18 protein-coding genes are annotated in these 19055 nt (G+C 73.0%); 7 read left to right on the forward strand and 11 right to left on the reverse strand.

Annotated features, from left to right (window positions below; translation table 11 throughout):
* Window positions 1-67 precede the first annotated feature (67 nt).
* The 3 genes from ABT106_RS24545 to ABT106_RS24555 all read left to right on the forward strand — a co-directional run bounded on the left by ABT106_RS24545 (window position 68) and on the right by ABT106_RS24555 (window position 3918).
* The gene (locus ABT106_RS24545) at window positions 68-1807 is read left to right on the forward strand and encodes an N-acyl-D-amino-acid deacylase family protein (protein ID WP_351281139.1); all 1740 of its coding nucleotides are present in this window, start codon (window positions 68-70) and stop codon (window positions 1805-1807) included.
* Window positions 1804-3285 carry an aldehyde dehydrogenase family protein gene (locus tag ABT106_RS24550; protein ID WP_351281099.1) on the forward strand — a complete coding sequence of 494 codons (1482 nt, stop codon included), beginning with the start codon at window positions 1804-1806 and terminating at the stop codon, window positions 3283-3285. The genes ABT106_RS24545 and ABT106_RS24550 overlap by 4 nt, the downstream gene beginning before the upstream one ends.
* A gap of 195 nt (window positions 3286-3480) precedes the next feature.
* Complete coding sequence (locus ABT106_RS24555; protein WP_351281102.1) at window positions 3481-3918, forward strand: NUDIX domain-containing protein; 438 nt, start codon at window positions 3481-3483, stop codon at window positions 3916-3918.
* Between the two features lie 60 nt (window positions 3919-3978).
* Here ABT106_RS24555 and ABT106_RS24560 read toward each other — a convergent pair whose 3' ends face one another.
* On the reverse strand, window positions 3979-5070 hold the full coding sequence (locus tag ABT106_RS24560) for a DNA alkylation repair protein (RefSeq protein WP_351281105.1): 1092 nt from the start codon (window positions 5068-5070) through the stop codon (window positions 3979-3981).
* Window positions 5071-5342: 272 nt separating this feature from the next.
* On the opposite strand from ABT106_RS24560, the gene ABT106_RS24565 reads away from it, so the two are divergent.
* Together ABT106_RS24565 and ABT106_RS24570 are read left to right on the forward strand one after the other, a co-directional pair.
* Window positions 5343-6902, forward strand: coding sequence for an APC family permease (locus tag ABT106_RS24565; protein ID WP_351281108.1), 1560 nt, complete (start codon window positions 5343-5345; stop codon window positions 6900-6902).
* 216 nt (window positions 6903-7118) lie between these two features.
* Window positions 7119-7403, forward strand: coding sequence for a hypothetical protein (locus ABT106_RS24570; RefSeq protein ID WP_351281111.1), 285 nt, complete (start codon window positions 7119-7121; stop codon window positions 7401-7403).
* A 5-nt stretch (window positions 7404-7408) separates the two neighbouring features.
* Here the strand turns inward: ABT106_RS24570 and ABT106_RS24575 are convergent, their stop codons facing one another.
* The 3 genes from ABT106_RS24575 to ABT106_RS24585 are packed head-to-tail and all read right to left on the reverse strand — an operon-like array spanning window position 7409 to window position 8962.
* A complete protein-coding gene (locus ABT106_RS24575; protein WP_351281114.1) occupies window positions 7409-7849 on the reverse strand; it encodes a VOC family protein in 441 nt (146 codons plus the stop codon).
* A gap of 34 nt (window positions 7850-7883) precedes the next feature.
* Window positions 7884-8135 (reverse strand): DUF397 domain-containing protein, encoded by a 252-nt coding sequence (locus tag ABT106_RS24580; protein ID WP_351281116.1) that lies wholly within the window; start codon window positions 8133-8135, stop codon window positions 7884-7886.
* Entirely contained in the window at window positions 8132-8962 is an 831-nt protein-coding gene (locus ABT106_RS24585) for a helix-turn-helix domain-containing protein (protein WP_351281141.1), read from the reverse strand. The genes ABT106_RS24580 and ABT106_RS24585 overlap by 4 nt, the downstream gene beginning before the upstream one ends.
* Window positions 8963-9097: 135 nt before the next feature.
* Here ABT106_RS24585 and ABT106_RS24590 point away from each other — a divergent pair, with 135 nt between their 5' ends.
* Entirely contained in the window at window positions 9098-9604 is a 507-nt protein-coding gene (locus ABT106_RS24590; RefSeq protein WP_351281119.1) for an ATP-binding protein, read from the forward strand.
* Between the two features lie 47 nt (window positions 9605-9651).
* Here the strand turns inward: ABT106_RS24590 and ABT106_RS24595 are convergent, their stop codons facing one another.
* From ABT106_RS24595 to ABT106_RS24610, 4 genes are all read right to left on the reverse strand, one after another.
* Window positions 9652-10113: a hypothetical protein gene (locus ABT106_RS24595; protein WP_351281122.1), complete on the reverse strand. Its 462-nt coding sequence runs from the start codon at window positions 10111-10113 to the stop codon at window positions 9652-9654.
* A gap of 31 nt (window positions 10114-10144) precedes the next feature.
* A complete protein-coding gene (locus tag ABT106_RS24600; RefSeq protein ID WP_351281124.1) occupies window positions 10145-10363 on the reverse strand; it encodes a hypothetical protein in 219 nt (72 codons plus the stop codon).
* A gap of 73 nt (window positions 10364-10436) precedes the next feature.
* Window positions 10437-11297 carry a TIGR03619 family F420-dependent LLM class oxidoreductase gene (locus tag ABT106_RS24605; RefSeq protein WP_351281126.1) on the reverse strand — a complete coding sequence of 287 codons (861 nt, stop codon included), beginning with the start codon at window positions 11295-11297 and terminating at the stop codon, window positions 10437-10439.
* Window positions 11298-11434: 137 nt separating this feature from the next.
* Window positions 11435-12607, reverse strand: coding sequence for an ADP-ribosylglycohydrolase family protein (locus ABT106_RS24610; RefSeq protein WP_502979467.1), 1173 nt, complete (start codon window positions 12605-12607; stop codon window positions 11435-11437).
* 1075 nt (window positions 12608-13682) lie between these two features.
* On the opposite strand from ABT106_RS24610, the gene ABT106_RS24615 reads away from it, so the two are divergent.
* On the forward strand, window positions 13683-14774 hold the full coding sequence (locus ABT106_RS24615; protein ID WP_351281128.1) for a tyrosine-protein phosphatase: 1092 nt from the start codon (window positions 13683-13685) through the stop codon (window positions 14772-14774).
* Window positions 14775-14812: 38 nt separating this feature from the next.
* On the opposite strand, the gene ABT106_RS24620 is transcribed toward ABT106_RS24615, so the two are convergent.
* The 3 genes from ABT106_RS24620 to ABT106_RS24630 all read right to left on the reverse strand — a co-directional run.
* Entirely contained in the window at window positions 14813-17404 is a 2592-nt protein-coding gene (locus ABT106_RS24620; protein ID WP_351281131.1) for a bifunctional FO biosynthesis protein CofGH, read from the reverse strand.
* A 40-nt stretch (window positions 17405-17444) separates the two neighbouring features.
* Window positions 17445-18227, reverse strand: a complete 783-nt coding sequence (locus ABT106_RS24625; RefSeq protein ID WP_351281133.1) for an SDR family oxidoreductase — start codon at window positions 18225-18227, stop codon at window positions 17445-17447.
* Between the two features lie 131 nt (window positions 18228-18358).
* Window positions 18359-19055 (reverse strand): hypothetical protein (locus tag ABT106_RS24630; RefSeq protein ID WP_351281136.1); only part of this gene is annotated, 697 nt, incomplete at its 5' end.

A 19055-nucleotide genomic window follows, 5' to 3' on the forward strand; every position in this document is an offset into this window, starting at 1 on the left:
CCCCCGGGGCCCGGGGGCGGCGCCCCGGGACACGGCCCGCACCGCGAACTCCGGCAGAAGGGACGTCATGCTCGACCACCTGATCAAGGGCGCGACCGTCGTCGACGGGACCGGCGCGCCCGCGCGCGTCGCCGACGTCGGCATCCGGGACGGCCGGATCGTCGCCATCGGCGACCCCGGCACCGTCACCGAAGAGGCCCGCACCGGCGAGGACGCCACGGGCCTCGTCCTGACGCCCGGCTTCGTCGACCCCCACACGCACTACGACGCCCAGCTGTTCTGGGACCCGTACGCCACCCCCTCCATGAACCACGGCGTCACCACCGTCGCCGGAGGCAACTGCGGCTTCACGCTGGCGCCCCTGCACCCGGACCGCCCCGAGGACGCCGACTACACCCGCCGCATGATGAGCAAGGTCGAGGGGATGGCCCTCAAGGCCCTCGAAGAGGGCGTCGACTGGACCTGGTCCACCTTCGGCGAGTACCTCGACGCCCTCGACGGCCGCATCGCCGTGAACGCCGGCTTCATGGTCGGCCACTGCGCCCTGCGCCGGCACGTCATGGGCGAGGCGGCCGTCGGCGGACAGCCCACCCCCGAGCAGCTGGACGAGATGCTCGCCCTCTTCCACGACGCCATGAACGCCGGCGCCTGGGGCCTGTCCACCACCCAGTCCTCCACCCACTCCGACGGCGCCGGCTCCCCGGTCGCCTCCCGGCACGCGAAGCCGGAGGAGCTGCTCGCCCTGTCCCGGGCCGTCGCCGAACACGAGGGCACCCAGCTCGAAGCCATCGTCGCCGGCTGCCTCGACCAGTTCTCCGACGAGGAGATCGACCTCTTCGTCGCCATGAGCGCCGCCGCCGGCCGGCCCCTGAACTGGAACGTCCTGACCATCGACGCCTCCGTCCCCGAGCGCGTCCCGCGCCAGCTGATCCCCAGCGAACGCGCCCGCAGGGCCGGCGGCCGGATCGTCGCGCTCACCATGCCGATCCTCACCCCCATGAACATGTCGCTCGGCACCTTCTGCGCGCTCAACCTCATTCCCGGCTGGGGCGAGGTCCTCTCCCTGCCCGTCCCCGAACGGATCGGGAAGCTCCGCGACGCCGACGTACGGGAGGAGATGCTGCGCCGCGCCGACAGCAAGGAGGCCGGCGTCTTCCGCCGCCTCGCCCGCTTCGGGCGGTACGTCATCGGCGACACGTACAGCAAGGAGAACGAGGGCCTCTCCGGCCGGGTCGTCGACGACATCGCCGCCGAGCGCGGCCAGGACGCCTTCCACTGCCTGGTGGAGATCTGCGCCAACGACGACCTGCGCACCGTCCTGTGGCCGATGCCCACCGACAACGACCCCGCCAGCTGGACCCTGCGCCAGGAGACCTGGCAGCACGAGGACGTCATGCTCGGCGGCTCCGACGCGGGCGCGCACCTGGACCGCATGTGCGGGGCGCCGTACACCACGCGCTTCCTCGGCGACTGCCTGCGCGGGCGCCGGCTCGTCCCGCTGGAGCAGGCGGTGCAGATGCTCACCGACGACCCGGCCCAGCTGTTCGGGCTGCGCGAGCGCGGCCGGATCGCCGAGGGCTACCACGCCGACCTGGTCCTCTTCGACCCGGAGCGGATCGAGGCCGGCCCGGCGACGCTCGTCCACGACCTGCCGGGCGACAGCCCGCGGCTGGACGCGCGGGCCATCGGCATCGTGTCCGTACGGGTCAACGGGGTGGAGACCATCCGCGACGACGAGGTGACGGGCGCGATCCCCGGGATCGTGCTCCGCTCGGGCCGGGACACCAGGACGGTGAGCACCCGATGAGCACCCACCAGCCCGGCGGTCCCCAGCGGCTCTACATCGGCGGCCAGTGGGTGGAGCCCGACGGCGGCCACTACGAGGTGGTCAACCCGGCGGACGAGTCGGTGGTCGGGCTCGCGCCCGAAGCCTCCCGGGGCCAGGCCGAGGAGGCGGCGCGGGCCGCGGCCGACGCGTTCGCGTCCTGGTCCCGCACGGCGCCCGAGGAGCGGGCGGCGATCCTGGACCGGGCCGCCGACATCATCCAGCGGGAGTACGAGCCCTGGTCCGAGCTGGCCCGCGCGGAGACGGGCGCGCCGGCCGGCATCGCCCGCGGCATGCAGGTCGGCGTGGGCGTCGCCCGCTTCCGGCGGTACGCGAAGGGCGCCCTGGAACCGGTCGAGCGGGGCCTGCCCCCGCAGGTGACGGACGCCGGACCGATGGGGGCGGCGAGCGTGCTGGGCGCGCTGGAGGTGCGCCAGCCGGTCGGCGTGGTCACCTGCATCACCTCGTACAACAATCCGTGGGCGAACCCAGCGGGCAAGGTGGCCCCGGCCCTGGCCATGGGCAACACGGTGGTGGTCAAGCCGGCCCCGCAGGACCCGTTGTCGGTGTTCCGGATGGCGCAGGCCCTCCACGAGGCCGGGGTGCCGGCGGGCGTGGTGAACGTGGTCTCGGGCACCTCGGCCGAGGTGGGCGAGGCGGCGGTGGACTCGCCCCACGTCGACATGGTGTCCTTCACCGGCTCCACGGCCGTCGGCCAGCGCATCGCCGAGGTGTGCGGCCGCACGATGAAGCGGCAGCTGATGGAGCTGGGCGGCAAGGGCGCGGCGATCGTCCTGGAGGACGCCGACCTGGACGCGGCCGTGATGGGCATCGGCACGACGTTCTCCTTCTACTCGGGGCAGATCTGCACGGCCCCGACCCGGGTGATCGCGCACCGGTCGGTCTACGACCGGCTGGTCGAGAAGCTCACCGGCTACCTGACCTTCATGACGGTGGGCGATCCGGCGGAACGCGGCACGGTGGTGGGCCCGGTGATCTCGGCGGCGCACCGCGACCGCGTCGAGTCGTACGTCGAGCTGGGCCGCAAGGAGGGCGCGCGGATCGCGTACGGCGGCGAACGCCCGGTGGTGGGCGGCGGGCGCGGCTTCTACGTGGCGCCGACGCTGCTGGTGGACTGCACCAACGACATGCGCGTCGTCCGGGAGGAGATCTTCGGCCCGGTGGTCGTGGTCGTCCCCTTCGACGGCGGTGAGGACGAGGCGGTGGCGCTGGCCAACGACAGCGACTACGGCCTGATCAGCTACGTCTGGTCCGGGGACTCGGCACGCGCGTTCCGCGTGGCGCGGCGGCTGCGGGCGGGCGGGGTGGGCGTGAACACCATCGGCCGGAACATGGAGGCGCCGTTCGGCGGCTTCAAACGGTCGGGCGTGGGCCGGGACGTCGGCTCGTACGCCCTGCACGCCTACAGCGAGGTGCAGTCGATCGTCTGGACGGGCTGAGCCACCCTGTGTGCCCTGACGGTCCGGCGTTCCTCCACATCGGGCCCGACGGCGGCAGCATGGGCACAGCGGGCGCCGCCCGGCCGGACCGGACACGATCAAGCTGCCGGTCCGGCACCGTGAACAGGATCTGAAACTGGCCGAGCAGTACGTCAGCGCGGCCAGGAAGGTCAGCGAACACCACAAGGAGCTTCTGTGACCGTGACCTCCGACCTCGCCCTGTCCCTGGCCGAGGAGGCCGAAGCCGAGGGCATCAACAGTTTCGTGGCCGCCGCCGTGGTCACCGACGCCGGCTGCGTCCTGCTGGTCCGGCGGAACCCGGACGACTACATGGGCGGCCTGTGGGAGATCCCGTCGGGGACGGTCGAGCCGGGCGAGACCATCGTGGACGCGGCCCGCCGCGAAACGCAGGAGGAGACCGGCCTGACCGTCTCCTCCGTGGACCGCTACCTCGGGCACTTCGACTACGAGAACAGCCGCGGCACCACCACCCGCCAGTTCAACTTCGCCGTCACCGTCGCCGAAAGCGGCCCGGTCGTCCTGACCGAGCACGACGCACACCGGTGGACCGCCCTCACCGGCGATCTGCCGGGCATCACCGACGGCGTTCGGAAGGTCCTGACCAGCTCGTAGGGCCAGTGGGGCCGTCAGGGAGTTCGCGTGGTGTGCGGCTCCCGGACGGCCTCAGGGGCCTCAGGGGGCGGCGTCGAGGGTGAAGGCCGCCTCGCCTCGCACCCGGCCGTTGACCTGGAGCTGCACCAGGTGTTCGCCGGAGTGGTAGCGGCGGGTGGTGATGGGCTTGAAGGAGTGCCGTTTGGTGCCGGTGAGGGTCTCGCCGGGGGCCATGGCGCGGGTGGTGAGCTTGAAGACCTTCGGGGTGCGGGCGCCGTTGGCCTTGACGTGGTGGAGCACGTAGTCGACGACCAGTTCGGCGGGGAGCGCTCCGGTGTGGGTGACGGCGTAGTCGAAGACCAGGTACTCGCCGACGGCGACGTGCGGGGTGGTGACCACGGGGCCGCTGACGGTGACCTCCACGTCGGGGGAGTGGCCGAGCAGGGTGAGCGCGTCGGGCCGGCCGGCCTTGACCAGGGTGCGCAGGCCGTGCCGGACGACGCGATCCGTCGTGGGCGCGGGGTCGGTGCGCCACTTCGCGGCGATCTCCACGGCGAGCGCGGGGTGGTCGCGGCTGATGTCGTTGAGGTGGTTGGCCACGGAGCGGCGCACGTACTCGGACTCGTCGCGGTACAGGTCGTCCAGTACGGGCACGGCCGGCCGGGGGTCCGCGATGAACGCGGGCAGCTGCGGTGCCCACGGCAGGCGCGGCCGGGTGCCCTCGCTGACCAGGCGCCGTACGTGCGGGTCGGGGTCCCCGGTCCAGCCCCGGACCACGGCGAGGGCGCGGGCGGGATCGGCGCGCAGGAAGGGGCGTACGGCGGATTCGGCGGTCAGCCGGGGCGTGAGGTCGCGCAGCAGCGCCAGGCCCGGCTCGAAGGCCGCGAGCCCGCGGACGCCGACGGCCTCGTTGACGGGGAACGTCATCCAGCCGGCGAAGCCCGGGTCCTCCAGCGCGGTGCGCAGGACGGCCTCGAAGGCGGGCCAGTCGTCCGGCAGGTCGGCGAGGACGGCGTCGCGGACGGCGGCGACCCGGCCGCTGAAGGCGAGGCCGCCGAGCGTCGCGGCGCGGGCGCGCAGCGCCGGGGAGTCGGGTCTGCGGGCCGCGCGGGCGAGCAGCCGGGCCAGGTTACTGACGGTATCCGCGCTGAGGAGCTCGTCGGCTGTGGGCATGGGGCCAGTCTGGCGGACCGGGCCCGGGTTTCGGGGGCCCTTCAAATTGGTACGGGAAAGTTTTGAATGGTGCAAAACGGACACGCCTGCGGTTTCCGCATGCCGGAAGCTTCGCCCTTGGGCCTTCCGAACCGCGAATAGATGCCTGAGTGAACCTTGTATTACGGGAGTGTGAACGCGATCCGTGTCGGGATTCCAAGGATTTTAGCCCTGTGAACTACTGGACTTAAGTCCTCCGCATGAGGAAACCGCACCCTCTAACGTCCTGTCCCATGACTCAGCTGGACGTCCGGCCTCAGGTCGGAGACACGGTAAGCGGCGTCGCCGAGGGCGATGTTCGCGGCAAGGGCCTCGGCAAGGGGTCCGTCGGACTGGTGGGAAGCGCCGTCATCGGCATCTCCACCGTCGCCCCCGTTTACTGCCTGACCTCGACCCTCGGCTCCACCGCCGGCGAGGTCGGCGTCCAGATGCCGGCGGTCTTCCTCGCCGGCTTCCTCCCGATGCTCCTGGTGGCCTTCGCCTACCGCGAGCTCAACAAGGCCATGCCGGACTGCGGCACCTCCTTCACCTGGACCGTCAAGGCATTCGGCCCGCGGATCGGCTGGATGTGCGGCTGGGGCCTGGTGATCGCCACGATCATCGTGCTCTCCAACCTGGCCGGCGTCGCCACCTCCTACTTCTGGCTGCTGGCCGGAGAGATCACGAACAATCCGTCGATCGCCGCCCTGGACGACAACAAGTTCGTCCACATCGCCACCTGCCTCACCCTGATCGCCGTCGCGACCGCCATCAGCTACCGCGGCATGACCGCCACCAAGGGCGTCCAGTACGCCCTGGTCGGCCTCCAGCTCGTCGTCCTCGCCCTTTTCGTCGCGATGGCCTTCCAGAAGGCTTCCGCCGGCAGCTTCGACACCGGCCTGGACTTCTCCTGGTCCTGGATGAACCCCTTCGCGGTCGAGTCCATGGCGGCCTTCACCGCCGGACTCTCGCTCTCGATCTTCATGTACTGGGGCTGGGACGCCTGCCTGGCGACCAACGAGGAGACCACCGGCTCCACGAAGACCCCCGGCCGCGCCTCGCTCATCGCGATGGTCGTCCTCGTCGGCTCCTACCTGGCCACCGGCATCGCCGCCCAGATGGCCGTCGGCTCCGGCGGCAGCGGCCTCGGCCTCGGCAACCCGGAGACCTCCGACAACGTCTTCGCCGCCCTCGCCGGCCCGGTCATGGGCCCGATGCTCGGCATCCTGCTCTTCGTCGCGGTCCTGGCCTCCGCCACCGCCTCCCTCCAGACCACGTTCATCCCGGTGGCCCGCACGGTCCTCGCCATGTCGACGTACGAGGCCCTGCCGCCCTCGTACGCCAAGGTCCACCCGAAGTTCAAGACCCCGGGCCGCGCCACCGTCATGGCGGGCGTCGCGACCGGCGCCTTCTACACCGTGATGACCCTGCTCAGCGAGAACGTCCTCACCGACACGATCTTCGCGCTCGGCCTGATGATCTGCTTCTACTACTCGCTGACCGCCTTCGCGTGTGCCTGGTACTTCCGCGGCGAACTGCGCCGCTCCGCCCGCGACCTGTTCTTCAAGGGCGTCTTCCCCGTCCTCGGCGGCCTGCTGCTGGCGGCGGTCTTCTGCAAGACCCTGATCGACATGTGGAACCCGTCCTACGGATCCGGCTCCACCGTCCTCGGCGTCGGCAGCGTCTTCGTCATCGGCGTCGGCCTGCTGGCCCTCGGCCTGGTCGTCATGTTCGTCACCGAACGCCGCAGCCCCGCCTTCTTCCGCGGCCAGGTCCTGACGAAGTCCACCCCGGCCCTGGTCGTCGAGGACTGACCCCACCCGCCCCGCCCCCGTCTCGCGGCCGAGTCACCGCCCAGACGCCTCCCCGGCCCCGGATCGAACCCCGATCCGGGGCCGCGGGCGTCGGGCCGTGCGCTGCGGAAGAGGCCGGGCTGCCGTACTGAAGGCGTGGCCGAGGCCGGTGTGGGCCATGCGCGGAATGCGGGGCCGACCGGTGACCCGGGGAGCGGGCGGGTCGTTGGGCGGGGCATGAACGTCATGAAGCGCACCCTGTCCGCCCTGGTCCTCACCGGCGGCGCCGCCCTCGCCCTCACCCCCGTCGCCGCCCACGCCGCCGACGAGCCCGCCATCCAGGGGCCCCCGATCACGCAGCGCGTCACCGACATCGTCGACCACCCCGGGCAGGCGATCCAGGACACGAAGACGGCCGTCGAGGTGACCGGCTCCGCGGCCGGGTCCGCCACGGGCGCCATGGACAGCTCCCTCTCCGGCGCCCTCGGGGCGGGCCTCCCGAAGGCCCCCAGGATCGGCTGACCGCCCTACGGGGATGCCGGCCGGCCGGGACGTGGGCTGACGCCCTGGCCCCAGGTGCGGGAGCACAGCACGAGGCGGTACCCGTCGGGGTCGGCGACGGTGACCCCGTGCTCGTCCCAGTACGGGTTGTGCGACGCGACGCGGGTCCCGCCGTGCTCCACGAGCCGCCGCACGAGGGCCTCGTCGGGCGCCTCGCCCAGGTACACGACGAACAGGTCGTCCACGGTGGGCGCGGGAACCACCGGGTCCTCCGCGTCCCGGGTCAGCTCGAAGTGCCAGCCGCCCCCGGCGGGCCCGACCATCAGCAGGTCGTGCTCCCCGGGGCCGCTGTCGGTGCTGCGCCACTGCACGTCGAGCCCGAGCCCCCGCACGTAGAACCGCTCGGCGGCGTCGAGGTCGAGGGACGGGCGGGCGACGCGGATGTGGGTACCGGAACTCACGATCATGAGGGAAGCGTAGGCCGCCCGCGCCCCGGCCGGCTCAGACCGTCCCGGGCACGACCCCGCTGACGAAGGCGGCCCAGGCGCCGGGGGCGACCGCCAGCTCGGGGCCCGCCGTCTCCTTGGAGTCCCGGACGTGGACGGCGTCCGGGCAGGCGGCGACCTCGACGCAGTCGTCGCCCTGGCTGCCGCTGTAGGTGGACTTGTGCCAGGAGAGGGCGACCTCGACACAACTGTCGCCCTGGCTGCCGCTGTAGCTGCTCTTGAACCACCGCAGAGAGGTGCTGTTCACAGGGAGCCTCGCATTCGCATCAACAGGTCGGCGCTGTCCGCCGGATTGAGGGCCTGGATGCGAAGTTTGGCATACCGCTGGTGGAGGAGGCTGATGTCTTTCGGGTCGGAAATCACGATCCCTGACTGCTGTCCCTCGCTGTATCCCAGCCATTCGTGCTCGTTGGTCTCCAGAAGCCGGAAAGGACCGTCCGTCCCCGCGTGCACGGGCTGGACCAGCGGCATGATCTGGACGTCGACGTTCGGCAGCGCACCGCACGCCAGGAGCCGGTCGATCAGCCCGCGTGTGACGTCCGTGCCGCCCGTCCGCCGCTCGATCAGCGCCTGCTCGATGATGAAGCTGAACAGGACGTATGGGGTGCGGAGCAGCAGCTTCTGGCGTTCCGTGCGGGCCCCTATCCGGGCGTCCGCCTCCTCCGGGGTCGCCAGGGGCGGGACGTTGCCGATCAGCGCCCGCGCGTACGGCTCCGGCTGGAGCAGGCCCGGTACGGACCGGCACTCGTACGTGTTGAGGGTGACCGCCCCCTCCTCCAGCTCCGCCCACCGCCGGAACCACGACGCCAGCCCGCGCCGCCGCGTCAGCTGCTTCGCCGCGATGCCGATGACGCCGAAGGTGTCGAGGACCGCCTCCGTCTTGTTCACGAACTTCTGCGACGGGTGGCGGCGGCCCTGTTCCACCGAGCCGACGTACTGGACCGAGTAGCCGATCAGCGGCGCCAGCTGCTCCTGTGTCAGGCCCACCCGTTTGCGCGACGCCTTGACCGTCTCCCCGAAGGAGCGCAGGTTGTCATCGGGCTCGACCTCGCCGTCACCGCTGTCGTCGGTCATCACCATGGCGGTCACCTCCCCGACAGGAATGTTCACGCACCGTGACTCCGCGCGTCCAGCACGTGGACTCGTACAGTTGGTTTGTACGAGTTCCGGTGTTGTTGAACGACCCTGTCCGCACGGGACGTTGGTCGCATGACCGCACCCTTCGGGCCGTCAGAGGCCCTCGTACGTCTGTTCACTCAGCGTTTCAGCGCCACCCGCCGCGGTGCCCGCCTCGCCCGCGTGCTCGCCCTCCACGAGCTGTACGACTGGGGTTTCCCGGCCTCCACCCCGCTCGCCGCCGATGCCGGGCTGCTCATCGGGGAGCTGGCCGCCAACGCCGTCCTGCACGGCCGGGTTCCCGGGCGGGACTTCGAGCTGCGGCTGATCCTGCTGGACGCCGTGCTGCGGATCGAGGTGTCCGACGCGCGAGCCGACCGGCGGCCCGCCGTGGGGCCGTACGCCGACCAGGCCGAGTCCGGGCACGGGCTGCGCATCGTGGAGGCCCTCGCGGCCGGCTGGGGGGTCGTGGACCGGCTGGTCGGCAAGACGGTCTGGGCCGAACTGCCGCTCGCGGGACGGTCAGCCGGGCAGGAGCCGCCCCCGGGCGGCGGTCACGAACCGGCACGGGGGGACGGGGTGCGGGCGCCGGCCAGGTAGGCGGCCCGGTCGAGCGGGCGGCCGTACCTGTCAGCTGACGACCGGCGTCACAGCAGGGCGATGATCAGGACACCACTCACGAGGGATAGGACGGCCAGTGCGGCTGCGGTAAGGCCGAGGCGCTTGGCCACCGCCGCGGCCTTCTCGTGGGTCTTGCGCCAGTCGACGACCTCTTCCATGGTGCCCACGTACGACTGGGTCGGGAACCGGTGGTGACGGACGATCGGATACGTGCCGCCGATCACCAGGTCGGGGGTGATGTTCACCCCCGACTGCTTGCGGACGTTGTCACCGTCCGGCACCTCGATCTCGTGCACGGCACTGGCGTAGCCGCGGGTACCGAACGGCTCCAGGTGCGTCAGCCGCGCGTGGCTCTCCACGCCCATGTCCTCCAGCTCTCTGAACTCCCGCACGCCCGACGTCGAGCCGAGGAAGAGCGACCGACAGAACAGGGCGACGGGTAAGCACAGGAGCCCCAGTCCGATGAGCAGACATTTGAGGATGATCATGGCGTGGAACCCTACGCACGGAATGCACGGTTCAGTACCCCGGTACGCCGCCTTCGACGATGCCGGGACGGCGCTCTCTCACTGAACCCGATCGGCCGGTGGCGGCGGGACGGGGCGTGCGCATGGCCCGCAGGTGCGCGTGGAACTCCGCCTCGTCCTCCGTGGAGATCAGCCGCTCCCAGCGGCCCGGGGTCCCCGTCGGGGACGGCGCCTGCGCCGTGCGGCCGCTGCGCGTGAACTGTCCTGGCATGCCGCCATGGTCGCCCGCGGAGGCCCGCGCGGTCGAACGGATTTCTTCCCCGGGCCCGGCGGGTCAGAGGTACTCAGAGGTACTGGGCGAACGCGTCCAGGGTGCGCAGGATCTCTGGTTCCGGCGCCGAGGGCAGCTGGAGGACGACCTCCTCGATGCCGAGGTCCGCGTAGTGGCCGATCTTGCCGGGGCTCGGCTGGACGGCGTACGGAACCACCTGGAGGGACTTGAGGTCGCGCCCGGCGGCCTCCCAGACCTGCCGCAGCGCCGGGAGGGACTCGGTGAGGCCGCCCCCGCCGATCGGGAGCCAGCCGTCGGCGTGGTCGGCGATGGCGGCGAAGAGCTTCGGGCCTGCCTGGCCGCCGATCAGCGTCCGGGGGCCGTACAGGGGGATGCCGGGGCCCAGTTCGCGGGGCGCCCGCACCGGCTTGGGGTGCGCGGCGCTGGCCTGCACGGAGGAGAACTCGCCTACGTACGCCGTGGGTTCGGGCGCCCACAGAGCGCGCATCAGGGCCATCCGGTCCCGGACGAGATCGCGGCGGGTGCGCCACTCGACGCCGTGGTCGGCGGCCTCCTCGACGTTCCAGCCGTAGCCGATGCCGAGCGTGACGCGGCCGCCGGAGAGGTGGTCGAGGGTGGCCACCTGCTTGGCGAGGCCGATCGGGTCGTGCTGGGCGACCAGGGTGATGCCGGTGCCGAGGTGGAGCCGCTCGGTGACGGCGGCGGCCTGGCCGAGGGCCACGAAGGGGTCCAGGGTGCGCCCGTACATCTCGGGCAGCTCGCCGCCCATGGGCGCGGGGGTCTTCCGGGAGGCCGGGATGTGGGTGTGCTCCGGGAGGTAGAGGCCGGAGAACCCGCGCTCCTCCAGACTCCGGGCGAGACGGACGGGCGAGATGGTGCGGTCGGTGAGGAAGACGGTCGTGGCGATCCGCATGGGCGATGGCACCTCCGAGACGTGGGAACGGCCACGGTACGGGCTGGGGCCACGTTTGTTGAGGGTGCGTCAGCCGCCTCGGTGAAGGGGGGCGTGCGGGCGGGCGTACGCGGTGCCGCCGGGGCGGGCGTACGCCGTCAGCCGCGGGGGTAGCGGGACAGCCAGCCGGGGGCCGAGCCGGCGGGGCCGTGCAGGGACGGGCCCTGGGTCAGCTCCAGGGAGAAGTCGTCGGCGAGTTCCAGGACCGTGGCGCGGCCCTCCAACTCGGTTAGCCAGGCGGCCGGGAGGGCCGTCTCGCCGTGCTGGGCGCCCAGGAGGGCCCCGCAGAGGGCGCCGGTGGCGGCGGAGTCGCCGCCGTGGTTCACGGCGAGGCGCAGGCCGTGCGGGACGTCCTCGGCGACCAGGGCGCAGTAGACGGCGATGGCGAGGGCGGACGCGGCGTCGTCGGTGGCGGTGCCGTCGGCGGGCTTGTCGCGCTCGGTGCCGCCGCCCGTGCCGGTACCGCCGCCGAGGGCGGTGGCGAGGGCGGTGACGGTCTCCGGGCCGGGCGGGCCCTGGGTGACGGCTCCCATCGCGCGCTGGAGGGCGTCCGTGACGGGCTGGTGGCCCGGGCGGGCGCCGAGCAGGCCGAGGGCGCGCTGCACGGCGGAGTCGAGGGACTCGCCGCGCGTCAGGGCGTGCACGATGACGGCGCAGGCTCCGGCGGCGAGGTAGCCGGTGGGGTGGCCGTGGCTCTGCGCGGCGCACTCGACGGCGAGTTGGAGGACGAGGGCGGGCTCCCAGCCGACCAGCAGCCCGAAGGGGGCCGAGCGGGTGGCGGCGGCCGAGGTCAGCGCGGTGGGGTTCTTGGGTCGCTCCAGCGTGGCGAGGACGCCGTCGGCGAAGCCGGTCAGGCAGGCGCGGTCCGGGCCGCGGCGGGCGTAGAGCCACTCTTCCTGCGCGAGCCAGCCGTTGTCCTGGCGCCGCTCGTCAGGGCCCCAGTCGCTCTGGGTGGCGGCCCAGCGGAGGTAGGCGCGGTGGACGTCGGTGGGCGGGTGCCAGGTGCCGGTGTCACGGCGTACGTGGGCCCGGACGAGGCCGTCCACCGTGAAGAGGCTGAGCTGGGTGCGGGCGGTGACCGTGCCGCGGCGCCCGTGGGCGGCGGCGGGCGCGAGCAGGCCCGCCGGGCCGTGCGCCTCGCGGATGCCGTCGAGGGAGAGGGCGGCCACGGGTGCGCCGAGGGCGTCGCCGATCGCGGCGCCGAGGAGCGTGCCGCGCACCCGGCTGCGGAAGTCCTGCTGCTCGGCCCGGCCCCACAGCCCGGTGACGATCCCGCGCCCGGAGGTCCGCCCGGCGGCCTCCGTGGCGCGCGCGGCGGCGGGGTGGGGTGCCGCGGGGGCCTGCGGGGCCTGCGGGGTCCGGCCTCCCGGGGCGGCGGGCGGTACCGGGGGGTTCGGGCCCGTGCCGGGAGGGCCCGCGGCCGTACCCGGGGCCGCGTCGGCGGCGGGCGGTACCGGGCCGGCGGGTATGCCGGCGGCCCGCGTGCCGGGGGCGGCCGCTCCGGGCAGGTCCGGGCCCGGCGGGTGCGCGGCGAGCGGGCCCGCGCCGAGGTCGAGACCCGGGGGAGTGTGGTCGGGGGCCAGCCCGGACCGGACGGCGGGGCCGAGCACGTGCAACGCGCCCGGGGCGGGCGGGACCGGCGCCCCGGGTACGGCCGCCATGGCCGCCCCGGGCGGGACCGGTGGGACCGGTGGGAGGGGCTGGGCGGGGGATGGCGCGGGGAGCGGGACCGGTGCGCCCGTGCTCGGAGCGTGGCCGGTTCCGGCCGCCCGTTCGTCCGGGCTGCCGTCGCCCGCAGGGCTCTGGCTCGTACCCATCACTTCGTCCACCCCCGTCACCGTGTCCCCGTCAACGCGGCCGTTCACCCGCGCGCAGGTGACCCGAACTGTAGTGGACAGCTTCGGTCAATTCCGGAAGGTGTCCGGCATGCGACCCGTAGGCGCAGGGCGAACGACCGGAATGCGAATACCCAGCTCGGACTGGACGGTTCGGCCGGGGCGTGCCATCCGACGGCTGGAGCTCCGCTCCCCGGGGCTCCGCCCCGGACCCCGCGCCTCAAACGCCGGCGGGGCTGGGGGTGCGCCTCAAGCGCCGGCGGGGCTGGGGGTGCGCCTCAAACGCCGGCGGGGCTGGGTGCGCCTCAAACGCCGGTAGGGCTGGCAGGTGTGCCTGTCGGCGGGGCTGGGGGCGCCTCAAGCTGGGACCCGCCCATCCTGCCCCGGTGGGGCTGGAGGGGGCAGGCGGACGGTCTGGGCGTGACACGTTTTGTCAGTTGCCTTCGGGGGGGCTGGTTTCGGCCACGCCGTGTTCATTCGGTGTTCTTCGCGGCCGCCCAGCCTCAGGGGCATGAAGAAGGCACTCCTCGCCGCGACCGTCGTCGCCTCCGCACTCACCGCTTCCCTGATCGCGGCCCCCGCCGCCACCGCCACCGGCCGGGACGGGGGCCGGGGCCCGGGAGAGCGGCACGGACACGGCCGCTCCGCCATCCCCTTCACCGAAGCCGTCGTCACCGCCGGGGCCGGCGGCTCCTTCACCCTGGAGTGGAAGGCCCGGGGCACCAAGCGGGTCGAGATCAAGGCGAACGGCAAGGTCGTCGCCAGGGGCGGCGCCCAGGGCCGGGCCGTGGTCACCGGGCTGCCCGCCGCCGACCGCCAGTGGTTCGACTTCACGCCGGACCGCGGCGGGCGCCTGCGGCTGGCCGACCGCCTGATCACGCTGGAGGGCACCGCCAACTTCCGTGACGCCGGCGGCTACCGCACCACCACCGGCCAGTGGGTCAAGATGGGCGAGGTCTACCGTTCCGACGCGCTGAACAAACTCACCGCGAACGACCTGGCCAAGCTCCAGCGCCTGCGCGTCAAGACCGTCTTCGACCTCCGCATGGAGGACGAGCGCACCAAGGACGCCGACAAGGTCCCGGCGGGCGCGCGCTACGTCGTCGCCGACGTCTTCGCCGGCTCCGGCTCCTTCCAGGCCCTGCCCAAGACCCCCGACGAGGCCGTCAAGGCCATGATCGACGCCGAGAAGGCCATGGTCAGCGGCGCGGGCGGGAAGAAGGCATACACCCAGGTCTTCGAGGGCGTCGAGCACGACCGCGACCGCGCCGTCCTCTTCCACTGCACGGCGGGCAAGGACCGCACGGGCTGGGCCAACGCCTCCCTGCTGACCGCCCTCGGCGTGCCCCGCGAGACCGTCGAGGCCGACTACCTCGCCAGCAACGACTACCGCAGGGCCGCCAACGAGGCGATCCTCTCCCACCTGCCCGCCGCGCAGGCCGCCGTCTACAAGCCGCTGCTCGACGTACGCCCCGAGTACCTGAACGCGGGCTACGAGGAGGTCAAGGCCGCCTACGGCACCTTCGACCGGTACCTCGAGGACGGCCTCGGCATCGACTCCCGCGAGCTGAAGCGGCTCCGCCGGGACCTCCTCGTCGGCTGACCCGAGGACGGGCGCCCCCGCGCGGGGGCGCCCGTCCGTCAGTCCAGTACGGGCAGCAGGTCCGGCAGGTGGCCGTCCGAGGCGCGTGCCGCGTCCTGCCGTTCCCGCGGGACCTCGCCGTACAGCGTCGTACGGGCCTTCGCCGGCCGGCCGGCCGACTCCGCGACGGCGATCAGGTCCTTGACGGACTTGTACGAGCCCCAGCCCGAGCCCGCCATGCGCGAGATGGTCTCCTCCATGAGGGTCCCGCCGAGGTCGTTGGCGCCGGACCGGAGCATTTCGGCCGCCCCCTCCGAGCCCAGCTTCACCCAGCTCGTCTGGATGTTGGTGATGTGCGGGTGGAGCAGGATCCGGGCCATCGCCGTCACCGCCCGGTTGTCCCGCGCCGTCGGGCCGGGGCGCGCGATGCCCGCCAGGTACACGGGCGCGTTGGTGTGGATGAACGGGAGCGTCACGAACTCCGTGAAGCCCTCGACGCCCTTCGCCAGCGCGTCCCGCTGGAGGCGCGCCAGCGTGCGGAAGTGGCCGAGCCAGTGCCGCGGCTGGTCGACGTGGCCGTACATCATCGTCGACGAGGAGCGGATGCCCAGCTCGTGCGCCGTGCTGACCACGTCGATCCAGTCCGCCGTCGGCAGCTTGCCCTTGGTCAGGACCCAGCGCACCTCGTCGTCCAGGATCTCCGCCGCCGTGCCCGGGATGGAGTCCAGCCCGGCTTCCCTGGCGGCCGTCAGCCAGTCCCGTACGGACATCCCCGTGCGCGTGGCGCCGTTGACGACCTCCATCGGCGAGAACGCGTGCACGTGCATGCCCGGGACCCGCTCCTTCACCGCCCGCGCGATGTCGAAGTACGCCGTCCCCGGCAGGTCGGGGTGGATGCCGCCCTGCATGCACACCTCGACCGCGCCCACGTCCCACGCCTGGGCGGCCCGGTCCGCGACCTGGTCCAGGGAGAGCGTGTACGCGTCGGCGTCGGTGCGGCGCTGGGCGAAGGCGCAGAAGCGGCAGCCGGTGTAGCAGACGTTCGTGAAGTTGATGTTGCGGGTGACGATGTAGGTGACCTCGTCGCCGACGGCCGACTTGCGCAGATCGTCCGCGATCCGGCACAGCGCGTCCAGCGCCGGCCCGTCCGCGTGCAGCAGGGCGAGCGCCTGCGCGTCGGTCAGCTTCGTCGGGTCGTCGGCGGCCTGCGCCAGCGCCGCCCGTACGTCCGTGTCGATGCGCTCGGGGACCATGCCGGGCGCCGCCGCCTCGCGCAGGGCCTCCCAGTCGCCGTAGACGTGGTCGAAGTCGTCGCGCCGGTCGCCGGTGCGGCCCTCGGTGTCGATGGTGGCATGCAGGTCGGTGCGTCCGTACGCGACGAAGCCCTCGTCGGGCTCCTGCCACGGCCGGCCCTCGACCTTCGCGGACTCGTCCGCGAGGCCCGTCGCCGGATCGGCCAGTGCCCGTACGTGCGGCAGCAGCCGGGGGTCCAGCCACGGTTCGCCGCGCTGGAGGAACTCCGGGTAGATGGTGAGGCGCTCGCGCAGCTCGAAGCCGGCGGCGGCCGTCCGGGCGGCCAGCTCCTCGATGTGCGGCCAGGGGCGCTCGGGGTTGACGTGGTCGGGGGTCAGCGGCGAGACACCGCCCCAGTCGTCGATGCCGGCGCCGATGAGGAGGGCGTACTCCTCGTCCACCAGGTTCGGCGGGGCCTGGATGCGGGCGCCCGGGCCCAGGATGTGGCGGGCGACGGCGATGGCGGCGGCCAGTTCCTCCAGCTCCGCGTCCGCGATGCCGCGCATGGCGGTGTCCGGCTTGGCGCGGAAGTTCTGGACGATGACCTCCTGGACGCCGTGGTAGCTGCGCTGGACGCGGCGCAACTCGAAGAAGGCGTCGGCGCGTTCCTCGTAGGTCTCCCCGATCCCGATGAGGACGCCCGTGGTGAAGGGGACGTTCGAACGGCCGGCGTCCTCCAGGACGCGCAGCCGCACGGCCGGGTCCTTGTCGGGCGAGCCGTGGTGCGGGCCGCCGGGTTCGGACCACAGGCGGGTCGCGGTGGTCTCCAGCATCATGCCCATCGAGGGGGCGACGGGCTTGAGACGCTGGAGGTCGGACCAGGTCATGACCCCGGGATTGAGGTGGGGGAGCAGGCCCGTCTCCTCCAGCACCCGGATGGCCATGGCCCGTACGTAGGCCAGGGTGTCGTCGTAGCCGTGCGCGTCGAGCCACTCGCGGGCCTCGGGCCAGCGGTCCTCGGGGCGGTCGCCGAGGGTGAAGAGGGCCTCCTTGCAGCCCATCGCCGCACCCTCGCGGGCGATGTCGAGGACCTCGTCGGGGGACAGGTACATTCCGTGCCCGGCCCGGCGGAGCTTGCCCGGGACGGTGACGAAGGTGCAGTAGTGGCACGTGTCGCGGCACAGGCGGGTCAGGGGGATGAAGACCTTGCGTGAATACGTGATGACACCCGGGCGGCCTGCGGCGGCCAGCCCGGAGTCCCTTACCCGTGCGGCGGACGCGGAGAGGTCCTTGAGGGCGTCCCCGCGGGCCTGGAGGAGCACGGCCGCCTCGGTCGCGTCGAGCGCGACGCCGTCGCGGGCCCGCCGGAGCGCGCGGCGCATCGCGTTTTCGGTCGGAGCGTCACTCGGAGTGGTCATATGGTGAGCATACGATCCGGTGGTACATGCACGGGAAGGCTCATCGCATCAGCTCACCGGCATTGACCAGCAAGGACTGGCCGGTTATCGCCCGTGCGCGGTCGGAGGCGAGGAACACGGCGGCATCGGCGACGTCCCCGTCGGTGGCGAGGTCGGGCAGTGCCATCCGCTCGGTGAGCCGGGCGCGCACCTCGGCCTCGGGCACGTTCTCGGTATGCGCGGTGAAGGTGACGAAGGCTTGGACCGGCGGGCCCCACATCCAGCCGGGGAGCACGGTGTTGACACGGATGCGGTGGGGGCCCAGCTCGCGGGCCATGGAGTACATGGCGGAGGTCAGGGCCCCTTTGGAGGCGGCGTAGGCGGCCTGCTGGACCTCGTTGGGGGCGGCCACGGCGGACTGCGTACCGATGATCACGACGGAGCCGCCGCCGGACTTGAGGGCGGGCAGGCAGGCCCGCGTCATGCGCAGGGTGCCGAGCAGGTTCACGTCGAGGATCTGCTGCCAGGTGCCGAAGTCGGCGTCCTGCAGGCCCCCGAAGGTCGAGTCCCAGGCGGCCACGTGCACCACGGCGTCCACGCCCCCGAAGCGCTCTCGCGCGAGTGCGGCGAGGGCCTCGCACCGGGCCTCGTCGGTGATGTCGGTCGGCAGGTACGCGGTGCGCGTGCCGTCGGGGTCGATCTCGGCGGCGGACTTCACGAGGTTGGCCTCGGTGCGCGCCCCGAGGACGGCGTTGCCCCCGTCCCGGACGACGGCGGCGGCCACCTGGTGCCCGAGCCCGGCTCCGACGCCGGAGACGATGACGGTCTTCCCTTGCAGCGGCATGACGGCCCTCCACGCGACGCATCGATCTGACGGGGCGTCAGGCTACGGCGCGCGGCAGGGCTTGTGAAGGGGCGGGGCGGTCCGGCCGGGGGTGCCTTTCCGTGCGGCGGCCGGACGGTCCGCGGTGCGCGTCAGGAGCCGCCCTGGGCCTGCTGGAGGAGCAACACCTGGCGTGCGATCACGTAGGGCGGGAAGACGCGGTTCTCGTTGCGGCCCGTGCTCTGGACGAAGGTCGCGACGCAGTTCCCCGTACGGACCACCGTGTACCGGGTCACGTGCGGGCCGTCCTCGGTCGGAGCCGTGACCTGGAACTGCACCGCTTCGTCGCCGACGACCGGGGCGGCGACGACGGCCACCGTGCCCTGGTAGAGCCGGCCCGGGCTCCGCTGCTCGTACGCCCGGCAGGTGGCCAGGCCGTCGCGGACCTGCGCGAACGCGGCCCGGGCGTCGGCGTCGTCGTACGAGGCGAGGACGGAGCGGGAGCCGTAGGCGTCGTCCTTCCAGTTGAAGGTCTGCTCGACGACGGCCGGCGGCCGCTCCGGCTGGTGCCGGGCGCCGGCGGCGTCGAGCAGGCGCGCGCAGGCCGGATCGGACGGCGGCTCGATCCCGGTGTCGGCCTTCCGGGGTTTCCGGACGGCCGCCGGGTTGGTGCCGTACGAGTCCCGCAGGTAGGGCTCCGGCACCACGGCCGCCAGCAGCCGAGCGGGGGACAGCCCGCGGCCGGCCCCCGCCGGAATTCTCCCGGGAGAGGGTTGACAGGCGGTGACCGCCTCGCGTACGCGCGCACGTGCCCGTGCGCCCGTGTGCCCGTGCCTCCGCATTACGCGA

It is taken from the genome of Streptomyces sp. NPDC002044 (assembly GCF_040296725.1).
GTDB classification, from domain to species: Bacteria; Actinomycetota; Actinomycetes; order Streptomycetales; family Streptomycetaceae; genus Streptomyces; species Streptomyces antarcticus.